We start from the raw sequence: 13,515 nt of genomic DNA, 5'->3' as shown, positions 1-13,515 counted from the left end.
GTCAGCGGCGGCACGGTGACGGCTGATGGCAGGAATGGCAACAATGTCTTTTATCTCGGCGCTCTCAGCGGCGGCAAGGTAGAGCTTGTCAGCGGCGAGGGCAACGATACGTTCCATATCGCCAACGCCACCACCGGATCCCTGTCCCACCTGAAGATCAATGCCGGCAACGGCAATGACAGCATCATCTTCACCGGCGCGGCGGCCAATGTGGTGCTGGAGGCGCCGGGCACGATACAGGGCGTCTTCGGCATCCAGGGCACGGAAGCCGCGGACGTCATTGATGCCGCCAGCTATACCTACGGGGTCGGGGACAACCTCCGGATCATGATCCATGGCGGAGGCGGCGACGACACCCTTATCGGCAGCACCAACCAGCTCCTCACCGGCGGCAAGGGCAATGACCTGCTCTGCGTGAAGAACCTGGCGGGCAACACCTGGGTGCGCGGCGGCGAGGGAACGGATACCCTCTCCCTCGCCGGCGTGGGCACCGGCAGCTTCACCCTGCAGGGCGGCGCCGCGGGTTCGGGCGTGGCCGGCGCTCCGGCGCAGACCACGGGCGTCCGGACACAGAACGGCACCATTTCCCTTGAGGAGGTGGAGGTCATTCGCCTGGACAGCAGCCAGGCCAATTCCGTCCAGCTCAACACCAGGCTCACCGCCACCCTGGAATTCGGCGCCAAGGCCGACAGCCTGCACATTGCCGATGGCGCCGCCGGTTCGGTCATCCATATCCGCAACTGGATACCGGGCACCCACAATCTGATTGCGGAAAGCGGCTGGTCGTCCACCTCGCGGGTGGTCAGCGGCAGCACCCAGTATACCTTCACCAAGGGCCGCAACAGCGTCACCGTCTGGCTGGACGGGGTGCAGGACATGAGTTCCAGCACCACCGGCCAGGTCTTCAATGTCCATGGCGGTCAGAAGATTCTCGGCACCAAGGGCGCCGACACCTTCAATGTCAGCCTTGGCGGGGACGCCGTCTATGTGAAGACCAACGGCGCGCCCGGCGGCAAGCAGTACCGCGACAGGGTCTATCTGACCGTCACGGGGAACAGCGCGGCGGAAAACATGCTCATCGCCACCGCGCTTCAGGGCGTGAGCAGCACGCACGGGCGCGTGCACTTCCAGGGCAGCGGCGTTCAGGCCACCTTCGCCAATGTGACCGGTGAGGACGGCACGGAGCAGGTGGCGCTGACCTCCCTCACGGCCAACGGGTTCACGGCCAAGGTCACGGCCTATGGCTTCACGCGCTGGATCGGCACCACGGGCGCCGATTTCATCGATGCCCGCGCGGTCACCCAGGTTACGGCAAGCGGAGTGCCCACCTATGACGGACTCGAATATGACACCGAGGGCGGCAGCGATACCTACCTCGGCGGCACCGGGCAGGATATCGTCAGCGTGTACAGCGTCAACGGCAACATCAATGCCCAGACGCGCATGAGCCTGGACGGCGGCGCGGGCAACTACGACCGTCTCTGGTTCGAAAACGCCAAGGACGCCAGGGGCAACAGCATCAATGCCAGCGTTGACCTGACGCTCAAGGGCAACGGCGATGTGGAACGGGTCGTGTATAACGGCGTTGACCTCGCCGGCTCGACCTTCACAAACTTCGAGAACTATGCCACAGGCGACGGCAACAGCCGTATCGACATCGGCGCCTACCTGCGGGAGAACTCGGCATCGGGTGTCTATGATGAAAATACCAGGCAGATATACGTCCATACCGGCGCCGGGTCCGACACCATCACCGGGTCTGGTCAGATGCACGCCATGGCTTTTGGATTCTTCTCGAGCGGCGAAGGCAACGACATCTTCGACTTCACGGGCGGCGAAATCTCCATGGATGAGAACTCAAGCATGCACGGTTCCACGCCGGGGCTTATGCTCAGCGGTGAACAGGGCAATGACACCTTCAAGTTCAATGCCCAGGGGCACGCCGCCCGCATCACCGCCTTTGGCGGCGACGGCAGCGACCGCTACGAGTTCTACGGTGTGGACGCCAGCTTCACCTTGGACGACCTGAAGTTCAGCCTCTCGTCGTATTCCTTTGGCGACGATAGCAACTATGGTGGAAGCAACTATGGTGGAGGTACCCTCCAGGTCTGGAACATTGACGGCAAGGACAGTGCGTCCAATTCGCTCTGGTTTGATTTGGGAGAGGGGCAGTACAGCGGAGAGGGCTGGAACAACGACCCGTGGAATCAGTCGCTCAACGGCGACAGGATGGGCTTCTATAACGAGAGCGGTACTCGCTATCTGGCATCGGATGTGGACATGCAGTCCATCGTCGATGCCATTCAGAGCGGAGGCAAGGAAGGCGGTGATCCCGTCAGCCTGAACTTCACCGAGCAGAACGGTCTTTGGAAGGCAACAAGCGTCAAGAGCTAGGCGCGCCACGCATACCGAAGGAAACTGCGGGCGTCCCGGAATGACCGGGGCGCCCCGCGTTCTCTCCACGCCCATGAAGATCCTGTTCTGCCACAACAATTTTCCCGGCCAGTTTCATCGGCTGGCCGTGGAGCTTGCCGCCGACCCGGTCAACGAGGTGGTCTTTCTTTCCCACTACCTGCGGAGCGATGTTTCCGTGCCGCGGGTGGCCTGGCGTCAGGTGCCCCTGCCCGAAAAGGAGACGACCCCCAATTCCCCGCGGCGCAAATATCTTTCCCTCCTGGCCTGCGGCGAACGCTTCGCGGACGCCATGGCGACTCTGGCAAAGGAGGGCTTTGTGCCGGATGTGGTCTATGGGCATGTGGGGTTCGGCTGCTGCTTCTACGCGCCGGATATTTTCCCCCACGCCCTGCACATGGGCTATTTTGAGTGGTATTATACCAATGAGGCGGACACGCGTTTTTTTGCGGGCGGCAAACCCGTCAGGCTGCTCACCAGGGCCGAGAACCGCCAGGCCAATATGTGCACGCTTTCGGCCCTGCATGAATGCGCCCTCGGCGTATGCCCGACCCGCTGGCAGCTCAGCCAGCTTCCGCAGGAATATCAGCACAAGCTCCACCTGCTCCACGAAGGCGTGGACACGCACTTTTTCTCGCCCGACGCTGGAGACCCCCTGCGCCTGCCGGAGCTGGAACTGCCGCCGGATGCGGAGATCGTCACCTACGCCACACGCGGACTGGAGCCGTACAGAGGCTTCCACACCTTTTACCGCAGCCTTCCGGCGCTTTTCGCCGCCCGGCCCAAGGCCCACGCGGTGATCATGGCCGATGACCGCACCTCCTACGGCTCGAAACGGGAGGACGGCAAGACCTGGCGCCAGGTGCTGACCGAAGAGGGCGAGGCGGACCCGTCCCGCACGCATTTCATCCCCTTCCAGCCCTATGCCGTCTATCGCTCCCTGTTGCGCGCCTCGCATGTCCATGTGTATCTTACCGCGCCCTTCGTGCTTTCCTGGTCCATGCTGGAGGCCATGAGTTGCGGTTGTCTTCTGGTGGCATCGGCGACGGAACCGGTGCGCGAAGTCGTCCGCCATGGCGTCAACGGCTTTTTGACGGATTTCTGGGACCACGAGGCGCTTGCCCGACGGCTGGCCTTCTGCCTCGAACGGCAGGAGGAACTCCGGCCCGTGCGCGAGGCGGCGCGCCGCACCATCCTCGAACATTACGATCTGGAACGGCTTTTGCCCAGGCATATCGCCCTTATCCGCGCCGGCCTGGAACTCAAGCGCGCGGGCGCCTGAAATGCGTCCCCTGCCGCGTTCCGTCCTTCCCTGCCTCATACTTGCGGCGCAGTTCTGCAAGTTGCCCGCGGGCAAGCCGCCGCCCCGTCCAGAAGGCGAGGTCGATGCGGACTGCCTGGAACAATGGGCGGCAAGCCTCCATCTGGAGGCGCGCGTCCTTCAGGGGGAGAGTCTCGCGCAGATACTGGAACGCCCGCTGAAGGGTCCAGTCCTCCTGCCGCTCAAAAATGGCGAGAGTGTCCTTCTCATCGGCCAGAACCGCGCGCGGCAGGAAGCCGTCCTGCTGGTTCCCGCACAGGAGGGCGTGCGCCAGGGCACACAGGACATGACCGCCCTGGCGGCCGCCTGGGCCGGACAGGCCATCCTGCTCACGCCGCAACGGCGACCGCACCGTTTCGCGCGGGCGCTGGTCAGCGTGGCGCGGCAATACGACCGCGATCTGGCTCTTCAGGATCTGCTGCACGAATACCTGCTGGAAGACCGGGAGCCGGACGAAAATCTCTTTCTCCGCATGCTGGGCGATAACGGCCTTGCCGGCCATTCCGCGCAGATCGACCTTGCCAGCCTCAAGGCCATGCCGTCGGCGCTGCCGCTGCTCCTGCACCTGAACAACGGCGCTCTTCTGGTGCTCTGGCGCCTTCATGACGATGGCACGCTGGAAGTGGAAAACCCTGACCAGCCGGATGCCGGGCGCCTGCGTATCAGCCACGAGGAGGCGGAACGACTTTTTTCGGGGCGGGCTACCTTCATCAAGCCGCTGGAGGCCGGAGCCGTTGTCCGCGAAACGCCGCCGCGCTTTGGCCTTGGCTTTTTCTGGCAGGAGATCAAGGGAATGAAGGGCAATATGCTGGAGGTGGGCCTGGCCGCCATCGCCCTTCAGGTCATTGCCCTGGCTATGCCCCTCTTTTTCCAGATCATCATTGACCGCGTGGTCACCCATCACGCGGAAAGCACTCTTCAGGTGCTCGCCCTGGGCATGCTGGCTGCCATTCTGTTTGAGGGCGCCTTCAGCTGGCTGCGCTCTTATCTGCTGCTCTATACCACCAGCGTCATCGATCTGCGCCTGGCTATCCGCACCTTCGACCATCTCACCGGCGTTTCGCTGCCCTTTTTTGAGCGCATGCCTTCCGGCGTGCTCATCAAGCATATGCAGCAGCCGGAAAAAATCCGCGAATTCCTCACAGGCAAGGTCTTCGGTTCACTGCTGGACAGCATCTCCCTCTTTGTGGTGCTGCCCGTCCTGCTGGCCTACAGTTGGCGCCTGACCCTCCTTGTCCTCGGCTTTTCCCTGGTGAGCGCTCTGGTCATCTTTCTCGCCATGGGTCCTTTCCGGCGCCGTTTGCAGGATCTGTATGCGACCGAGGGCGAGCGCCAGGCGTTCCTGGTGGAAAACATCCACGCCATGCCCACAGTCAAGTCCCTTTCTCTGGAGCCGTTGCGTAAGCGCGGCTGGGACAATCGCGCGGCCGTCGCCACGGGCATGCGTTTCCGGGTGGGCAAGATGTCCCTTTCCATCAGTACCTTCATGCAGCTGATGCAGAAGTGCATGACCCTTGGCATCCTCTGGTGGGGCGTGTACCAGATCTTCGACAATACGATGACGGTGGGCGCCCTGGTGGCGTTCAACATGTATTCCGCGCGGGTCAGCGGGCCATTGGTGCAGCTGGCCGGCCTTATCCAGCAATACCAGGAGGCCAGCATCTCCCTGCGGATGCTCGGGCAGGTCATGGACGAACCGCAGGAGAATCCGGGCGGCCGCGGGATGTTGCCCCGCCTGGAAGGCGCCGTGCGCTGCAAGGATGTCACCTTCCGCTACGATCCGGATTCCGCGCCAGCGCTTTCCGGCATCAGTTTTTCCTTTCCGGCGGGCAGCGTCATTGGCGTGGTGGGGCGCTCCGGTTCCGGCAAGAGCACCCTGACACGGCTTTTGCAGCGCATCCAGCCCTTGCAGCAGGGGGACATCTGGATCGACGGGCACAATATCCGCGACCTTGACATGGCCCATCTGCGCCGGTCCATCGGCGTGGTGCTCCAGGACAATTTCATCTTTCGCGGTCGCGTCCGTGACAATATCGCCGTCACCCGGCCCACGGCGACACTGGAAGAGATCAGCCATGCCGCGCGCATGGCGGCAGCGCATGAATTCATCGAGAGCCTGCCTGACGGCTACAATACGGTGCTGGAAGAAGGGGGCAGCAATCTTTCCGGCGGCCAGCGCCAGCGCCTGGCTATTGCCCGCGCCCTGCTCACCGACCCGCGTCTCATGATCTTCGATGAGGCCACCAGCGCGCTGGACCCGGAAAGCGAAGCGCAGATACAGGCCAATATCAGCACCATCGCCAGTGGGCGGACCATGATCATCGTCAGCCACAGACTTTCCATGCTGCGGAACGCCGATGCCATCCTGGTGCTGGACAAGGGGCGTCTTGTGGGCATGGGCAGCCATGCCGAACTCTATGCCGGCTGCGACATCTACCGCACACTCTGGGATACGCAGCATCAGGGACAGACAGGATGAAACTCCCGTTCCTGAAAAGGGGCGGCCGCGCCGCCGGCCAGGAGAAGCCGCGTGACCTGCCGCGCGATATCCTCCGTTTCCAGCCCGACAGCGTTCTGCTGGAGCGGGCCAAACCGCCCCTTGGTGCACGCTGGACGCTCTATGCCCTCGTGCTGTTCGTCCTCCTCCTTCTCCTCTGGGCCATCTGGGGCCGCATGGACCGCGTGGTCATGGCCGAGGGCAAGATCGTGACCATCGACACGCCGTTGGTTCTTCAGACCTACAATCTCTCCGTCATCAAGGATATCCGGGTAGCCATGGGGCAGCGTGTAGCCAAGGGGGACGTACTGGTGGTGCTCGATCCCACCTTCGCCCAGGCGGACATGAGCCAGCTCAGCGAACGCATAAGCAGCCTTTCGGCTCAGGCCGCACGCCTGCAGTGCGAGGTGGAGGGCACGCCCCTGCCCGAGTCCGCACCCGAAGGCGCCACCGAGGCCGAGCAGCGCGAATGGCGCATCCAGCGCGGGATATACATCAGCCGCCAGACAGAATATGATTCGCGTCTCAAAACCTATGCGGAATCGCTGAAACGTCTCAATGCCGAAATCACGGCCACGGAAGGGGATCTTGAACATCGCCGCGAACGGCTGAAAATATTTGCCGAATTCGAATCCATGCGTCGCAAGCTTTATGAGCGCGGCATCGAGGCCAAGGCCGCGCTGCTCGAAGCGCAGAAGGACAGGCATTCCGTGGCCGGCGATGTCTTGCGTATGGAAAGCCAGATACAGCAGCTTCGGCACGAGATCTCCAGCGTGGAGGCGGACCGCGCCGCCTTTCTCACCAGCTGGCGCAGTGAGGCGGCCCAGGAACTCGTTTCCGTGCGGCGTCAGTTGGCGGAAAGCCGCGAACAGTACAACAAGGCGGCGCGCATGGGCGAACTGGTGGACATCCGTGCGCCGGTGGACGCTGTGGTACTGGAGGTCGCCAAAAGGAATGTCGGCTCTGTGGCGGATGAGGCCGAAGCCCTGGTCACGCTCGTGCCTCTGGATGCCCCTCTGGAAGTGGAGGTGGAGGTCAGGCCCGAAGACATCGGCTATGTGCGTGTGGGGCAGACGGCACGCGTCAAGCTCAGCACACTGCCCTTCCAGAAGCACGGCAAGATAGATGCCGAGGTGCTCGCCGTGAGCGAGGATGCCTTTCTCCGGCAGACGCCTGCCGGCGAGCAGAGCTTCTACCGCGCCAGGCTCAAGCTGCCGCCCGACCCCCTGGCCGGACTCCGCAATCTGCCGCAGGGTTTCGCCATCATGCCCGGCATGACCGTCAGCGGCGAAATCAACGTCGGTGACCGCCGCATCATCGAGTATTTTCTGTACCCGATCCTCGCGGGCTTCGATCAGAGCCTGCGTGAGCCGCGATAGGCCCGCTTCCCGCCCTGTTTTCCTGTTTCAATAGATTTTCACCGCGCTCTCCGGGCCAAAAGCGGGCGTCCCGCACGGCAGCAGACCCGCAGAAAAGCAGATATTTTCACTGGCAATACGTAGTATGGGCGCTTTCAAATGAAATGGTCGGAAACCACACTCACTACGCCACAAGGCCGTAAACCTGCCATCGCCCCGCTCGTCATCTCGGCAAGCCGGGCAACGGACATTCCGGCCTTCCACGCAAAATGGTTCATGAACCGTCTGCGGGCCGGGTACTGTTTGTGGGAAAATGCCTTTAACGCGCATCAGCGTCATTATGTTTCCTTCGAGAAGTGCAAGGTCGTTGTTTTTTGGAGCAAGGATCCGCAAGCGCTCATGCCATATCTTTCTGAAATCGAAGAACGCGGCTATCAGTTTTATTTTCACTACACCCTTAATGACTATGAGCGGGAAGGCCTGGAGCCTCGCCTTCCCAAACTGGCGCAACGCATTGCCACCTTTCAGAAATTGTCTGAGCGCATCGGCAGGCACCGTGTCATCTGGCGCTTTGATCCTGTCATCCTGGGAGAGACGCTGACGGTTGAAAGTGTTCTGGAGCGCATACAACGCCTTGCGGAGCAACTTGCTCCCTGCACGGAAAAGCTCGTCTTCAGCTTCCTGGATATGTATAAAAAAACAGCGAATAATCTCAAGAGGTTCAATCCATTTTTACGCCCGCCCAGCAAAGCGGAAGCCCTGCGGCTGGCCGAAGGGATAGCACGGATCAATAGGGGCCTTGCTTCGCCGCTGACGCTTTCCACCTGCGCGGAGGAACTCGATTTTTCTTCTCTGGGGATTGGGCAGAACAGATGTGTTGACCCTGAGCTGCTTCTGCGTCTTTGTCCGACAAGTCCTGAACTGCGGAGTGCCTATGCCCATCGCGTTTCCCCCCGGCAGGGGAACCTGCTTTCCGTCGCCGGCGCAGACGGCTGTGGCGGCGTCAAAGACCGCGGGCAGCGTTCCGCCTGCGGATGCGCTCCCAGCAAGGATATTGGACGTTATGACACATGCATGCATCTGTGCGTATATTGCTATGCCAATCGTTCAAAAACATCTGCGATAAAAGGGATCAACGCCACAGACAGCAATGGCGAACGACTTTAAGTATAGTTAAGTCTATTAAATGTTCGACCCGGCGCACTCCCAAGAGAGCGCCGGGTCGTGGACAAGACGAAAGGTCCGTGCCGTGTCGTCATCAGAGCATTTTGCTCAGGAAAATATCTGCAAGACAGAGATTTTCCTCAGGTTTCGCTGCCTCGCTCCAGCCGTTGCGACGCAGGAAGCTACGGATGGAGACAGCAATTGGTTACCGCGACAGCCAGTCAACGGAACCGCTGTCGCTATCCGTACGCAGGCAGAGCCTGCTGACGGCTAGCGACATTTCCCCGCAGAGCGGGACAAGCGGCGGAAAAGCGTGGTTTTCCGCCATAGTACGGCGCGGGCGTCCGCTCCCGCATCCGCCAGAGCGTTTCCGCAATTTCCTTGCGAAAACGCTCTAGCCTTGCGAACCGGAAGGCTGCCGACCTTCAAGGCGCATGCGCAGGATGCTCACCGGATGCAGGGCGGTTTTGCCGCTGCCGTGCCGTATCTGGACCCGGCATGTGCCGCATTCACTGGCGGCAAAGGCCGCGCCGCTCTCGCGCACTGTGTGGAAGAGTTCGGCGCCGATTTCCTGGGCGATGTCGTATTTTTCCTTCTTGAAGCCGTAACTGCCGGAAATGCCGCAACAGCCGGCGTCAGCGTTGAGGGCGGTAACGCCCTTGAGGTGCCGGAGCAGACGCAGGCCGGGCAGCCCGTTGCCCTGGGCGCGCAGATGGCACGGGGCATGATAGATGATGCGCAGATCCCTGGCCGCGGCAGGCGCCGCATCCAGCGGGAGTTCATCGCGTTCCACGCATTCAAGAAGAAAGTCCTGCGCGTCCTCGAGCACGCCCATACCGTATTTTTCCACCAGATCGGGGAAAAACTCGGGCAGGTCCGCGCGGAACATGAGGGCACAGCTCGGGCAGCCGGTGACCACTGGGATGCCCTGTTCGCGCCAGCGGGCCAGTTCGGCCAGGTTGCGTTTTGCCTGGCGGCGGCTGTCCTTCCAGAAACCGTTGGCAATCATGGGCAGGCCGCAGCAACCGAACTTTTCCGGCGTGATGACCTCATACCCCGCGCGGTTGAAGGCCCATATCATGTCGAGACCGGTCTGCGGATCATAGACATCGACATAGCACCCGGGGAAAAAGACCACCTTGCGGGGCAGGGAGGGCTGTTCGAGCTTGCGCGCCAGCTGGCGGAATGTTTTGGGCGCGAACGGCGGCAGCGGGGCGCGCCGGTCGATGCCGAGCATATCAAGCACCTTTCGCGTCACCGGATTGAGCATGCCGAAGTTCTTGAGGCCCGCGGGGATGAGCTGGAGCAGCTTTGCCTGAAGCTCGCCATGGGCGAGCACCCAGTCACGAAGACCGGCGCCGTGTTTTCGGCAGTGTTCGGCGCGGGCGAGCATGTTGATGCTGGAAACGGGCACCCCCTGCGGGCAGGTGATGTCGCAGTTCTTGCAGTTGGCGCAGTAGGTCAGGGATTCATCTTCCGCAAGGCCGAGCAGGCGGAAGCGCTCGTACGCGGGGCCGATCATGCGCGGCCCGAGAAACTTGGGCGTGACCCGGGCCACAGGGCAATGCACCACGCAGGTGGTGCAGGCGATGCACTTGTCGGGACTGATGCGAACGCTCATTGCTTCCCTCCAGTGGCGGCTTCCCCGGCGCAATGGGGGGCGCCCGCAAGTTCCGCGGCAGCGAGGCCGGCATGCCAGCCCGTTGCCAGCGCCACGCCGTAGCCGCTTTTCTCCACGGCGGGATCATGGCCGCCGAGCGTGCGGCCTGCAAAGAAAACATTTTCCAGCGCCAGCGCGCCGTTGGCATCCAGCGGACGCAGGTTGCCATCCACGCGCACGCCAAGGCTCGCAACGGCGTGATTGCCGAAGATCTCCGGTTCCGTCCAGGCGCCCACATCCTCGGGAAGCGGAAGTTCCAGCCCGAAGACCCGCTCGCGGGCGCTGCCGGGCGCTAGCGTGATGCCCCCGGCGAGGATGCCGCCCGTGGCGAGCACATAGGCTTTTGCCCTGGTGACATAGTTTCGCCCCGTGCCGGAGATCGTGAGGGAAAGGCAACGGTCTTCCGCCACCCGGGCGCCGATGACGTTGGCGTTTTCCACCATTTCGACACCGAGCGAGGCGAGTTCCCGCAGGAGCGCGTCCCGCAGGCGCAGACCGCCGACCCCCGGAGGAATAGCCAGCATCTCGACCACCGGGCAGCCCAGGGTCTCGCTCAGGTCATGCGCCAGGCCGCTTGCCGCATGGCGGCCGCAAATGGGCGGCAGCAGGACAAGATCGCAGCCCTCGGCCCGTTCCTTCAGCGCGCCTGCCAGCCAGTCGCGGCCGCCGGGGCGCTCCGCCGCGCGGGCGAGATCCAGGGCATTCAGGGCGCGATGCGCGTCCTCAAACGGAGCCGGAATGATGCAGGGGGTGAAGTTTTTGTCCGCCCAGTCGGGGTAGCGGCGCAACTGGTCGATGACGAGCGCGGGGCGGCAATCGCGGAAGCCGCGGACGCTTGCCACCAGGACGTGCCGTGCCTTGGCAAGCGCCTCCTGATCGAAGGAGTCCGGCACAAGATAGGTGGGCTTGAGGGTGCCCATGATGGTGGGGACCCGCGTATTGCGCGGCGTGCCGTCGCGCTCGGCCGCGCGCAGGCCAAGGCCATGACGGGCCGCTGTTTCCACCAGCGCGGCCAGTGCGGCGCGGACCTTGTCGCTCCCCAGCAGGGAATAGGGATGCGTGGCGGGCAGCAGTGCCATGGCGGCCCAGGGGTCGTCCACGCACGCGCCATCCGGCGCATAGCCGAGAAGGTCCACGGAGCCGCTTCCGATGGCGAGGCAGCCCATTCCCTCGCTGATGACGCGCACTTCGCGTCCCTGGCGGGCGGCGCCCAGCGCGGCCATGAGACCAGCCAGACCGGAGCCTACCACGATTACGTCAGTTGTTCTGCTCATGCATGGCTCCGTCGAGATTGAGGATTCCGGCGTACACGGCGCGGCTGAATTCCATTTCACGGGCCTGCTGCCCCCATATGGCGGGCCTGAGGCCCTTCCAGCGTTCCTGGAGGAAGCGGCACAGACTGTCCACCGGCGCGAATTCAAGCTGGATGCCGTGTTCCACAAGCGAGGCGACGGAACGCAGGGAACAGAAGGTCCCCTGACAGGTGCCCATGCCCAGACGTGTACGCAGGCGTATGTCCGTAAGCGAATGGGTGGCGGGATCACGGGCCACGCATTCCACTTCGGCGAGGGAGACCATCTCGCACTCGCACAGCAGGGGGTTGCCGCCGCCGAAATCGGTGATATGCGTGTCCTTGGAGGCCCGGGCCGCCAGCGCCGCCACTTCCGCCTGCTGCAGGGTCGCCTGAAGGTCGTCGCCGAGCCTGTCGGCCATGAGGTTGAGGGCACGCACGGGGAAGAGCCTGGCCGCGCGTTCCAGCAGGGCGGGGTCGACCGTGCCCACCATGGGTTCCTCAGCCGTTCGGCAGGGGGTGGAGATGTTGAGGCGGCGGCAGACTTCGTCGGTGACGCGCTCCGCCATGAGGCGGTAGGTGGTGAGCTTGCCGCCAAAGACGGAGACCAGGCCGTCAAGACCGTCCGCCGCATGATCCACGACATGGAAATTGCGGCTCGCCTTGCGCCCGGATGCCCCCCCCGGCGTATACAGCGGGCGTGTTCCCGCGAAGGCGCGCAGGATGCGGTAGTCGCGCACATGCGGAAAGAGCGGTTCGCCAAGCTCAAGCAGGCGCACGACTTCAGGATAGGTCGGTGTGGTGTCGTCAGGGCGGTCCGTGGGCATGGACGTTGTGCCGAGGATGGTCACAGAGCCGTGCGGCACGAAGATGTCGCCATCGGAACTTGCATGGAGACGATTGACCACGCGCGAGGTAAAGCGGTGATTGAACACCACAAGCGTGCCGCGGTCCGGAGTGATGGCCGCTTCAAGGCCGGCCAGCGCCGCCACCTCGCCGGACCATGAACCCGCGGCGTTGACCACCATGCGGCAGGCGATATCCACGGTCTCGCCGGTCATGAGGTTGCGCGCCGTGACGCCACAGACAGCGCCGTTGCGTTGCCGGATGGCGACGACTTCATGGTAGGTGAGGGCGCGGCCGCCGTAGCGTTCGGCGGACATGCGGTTGTGGAGCACCAGGCGGAAGCCGTCCACGCAGGAATCGGGCACGCGGAAAACGCGCTGCGCGTCAGGCGTCAGATCGGGTTCCAGTCGCCGGGCTTCGGCGGGGCTGATCTCCTCCGCCTTGATGCCGGCGGCAGCGCAGCCCTTGATCCAGGGTTCCACAAAGGTGGGATCATCCTTGGGGGTGAGGACGAAAAGGCCCTCCGTGACCTCCACGCACTGCTTCCCGACGCGCCGGAGGATCATGTTTTCCTCGATGCACTCGCGGGCCGATTCCGGGTCGTTGACGACATAGCGGCCGCCGCTGTGGAGAAGGCCGTGAAAGCGGGAACTGGTGCCATGGGCCAGACCGCCCTGTTCCAGCAGAATGGCGGGGACGCCGCGCATGCTCAGGTCGCGCAACGTGCCCATGCCGGTAGCGCCGCCGCCGATGACGACAACCGTTGTCTCCAGCATGGAGCCTCCTGTGTGGTTTCACCAATGCGCCACGCCTGCCGTCCGCCCCGCGGGCGAATGGCAGCCGCGTCTCCATTGTCCATTGTCTTTGAAAAATTTTTGCGGGTTTTGCCGGCATTCGTCAAGGGATTTTCGCGGTGCGGATATCTGTGGGCAAGGGGGCGACGCAAGGGCCTTTTCGGCGGCCATG

The 13,515-nt window shown here is 63.2% G+C and carries 7 protein-coding genes and 1 pseudogene; 5 read left to right on the top strand and 3 right to left on the bottom strand.

The genetic code is table 11. From position 1 onward, the window contains the following. The 5 genes and pseudogenes from QZ294_RS07800 to QZ294_RS07780 all read left to right on the top strand — a co-directional run. Positions 1-2,394: pseudogene (locus QZ294_RS07800) on the top strand (hypothetical protein); the annotation flags it as partial. 40 nt (positions 2,395-2,434) lie between these two features. Continuing rightward, positions 2,435-3,694, top strand: a complete 1,260-nt coding sequence (locus QZ294_RS07795) for a glycosyltransferase (protein ID WP_297048640.1) — start codon at positions 2,435-2,437, stop codon at positions 3,692-3,694. 1 nt (position 3,695) lies between these two features. Beyond that, on the top strand, positions 3,696-6,212 hold the full coding sequence (locus tag QZ294_RS07790; protein ID WP_297048639.1) for a peptidase domain-containing ABC transporter: 2,517 nt from the start codon (positions 3,696-3,698) through the stop codon (positions 6,210-6,212). Next, positions 6,209-7,609 carry an HlyD family type I secretion periplasmic adaptor subunit gene (locus QZ294_RS07785; protein ID WP_297048637.1) on the top strand — a complete coding sequence of 467 codons (1,401 nt, stop codon included), beginning with the start codon at positions 6,209-6,211 and terminating at the stop codon, positions 7,607-7,609. The genes QZ294_RS07790 and QZ294_RS07785 overlap by 4 nt, the downstream gene beginning before the upstream one ends. A 138-nt stretch (positions 7,610-7,747) precedes the next feature. Further along, a complete protein-coding gene (locus tag QZ294_RS07780) occupies positions 7,748-8,755 on the top strand; it encodes a DUF1848 domain-containing protein (protein WP_297048634.1) in 1,008 nt (335 codons plus the stop codon). 391 nt (positions 8,756-9,146) lie between these two features. Here QZ294_RS07780 and QZ294_RS07775 read toward each other — a convergent pair whose 3' ends face one another. Genes QZ294_RS07775 through glpA form a run of 3 tightly spaced genes read right to left on the bottom strand, consistent with a single transcriptional unit; the run spans position 9,147 to position 13,325 of the window. Then, complete coding sequence (locus tag QZ294_RS07775) at positions 9,147-10,373, bottom strand: anaerobic glycerol-3-phosphate dehydrogenase subunit C (RefSeq protein ID WP_297048630.1); 1,227 nt, start codon at positions 10,371-10,373, stop codon at positions 9,147-9,149. Further along, positions 10,370-11,686, bottom strand: coding sequence for an anaerobic glycerol-3-phosphate dehydrogenase subunit GlpB (gene glpB / locus QZ294_RS07770; protein WP_297048629.1), 1,317 nt, complete (start codon positions 11,684-11,686; stop codon positions 10,370-10,372). Before glpB ends, QZ294_RS07775 begins: the two co-directional genes overlap by 4 nt. Further along, positions 11,670-13,325: an anaerobic glycerol-3-phosphate dehydrogenase subunit GlpA gene (gene glpA / locus QZ294_RS07765; protein WP_297048626.1), complete on the bottom strand. Its 1,656-nt coding sequence runs from the start codon at positions 13,323-13,325 to the stop codon at positions 11,670-11,672. The genes glpB and glpA overlap by 17 nt, the downstream gene beginning before the upstream one ends. Between the last annotated feature and the right edge of the window lie 190 nt (positions 13,326-13,515).

Source organism: uncultured Desulfovibrio sp., assembly GCF_910584445.1.
Taxonomy (GTDB): Bacteria; Desulfobacterota; Desulfovibrionia; order Desulfovibrionales; family Desulfovibrionaceae; genus Desulfovibrio.
The sequence above is the reverse complement of the archived record's forward strand: the minus strand, read 5'-3'. Positions and strand labels throughout refer to the sequence as shown.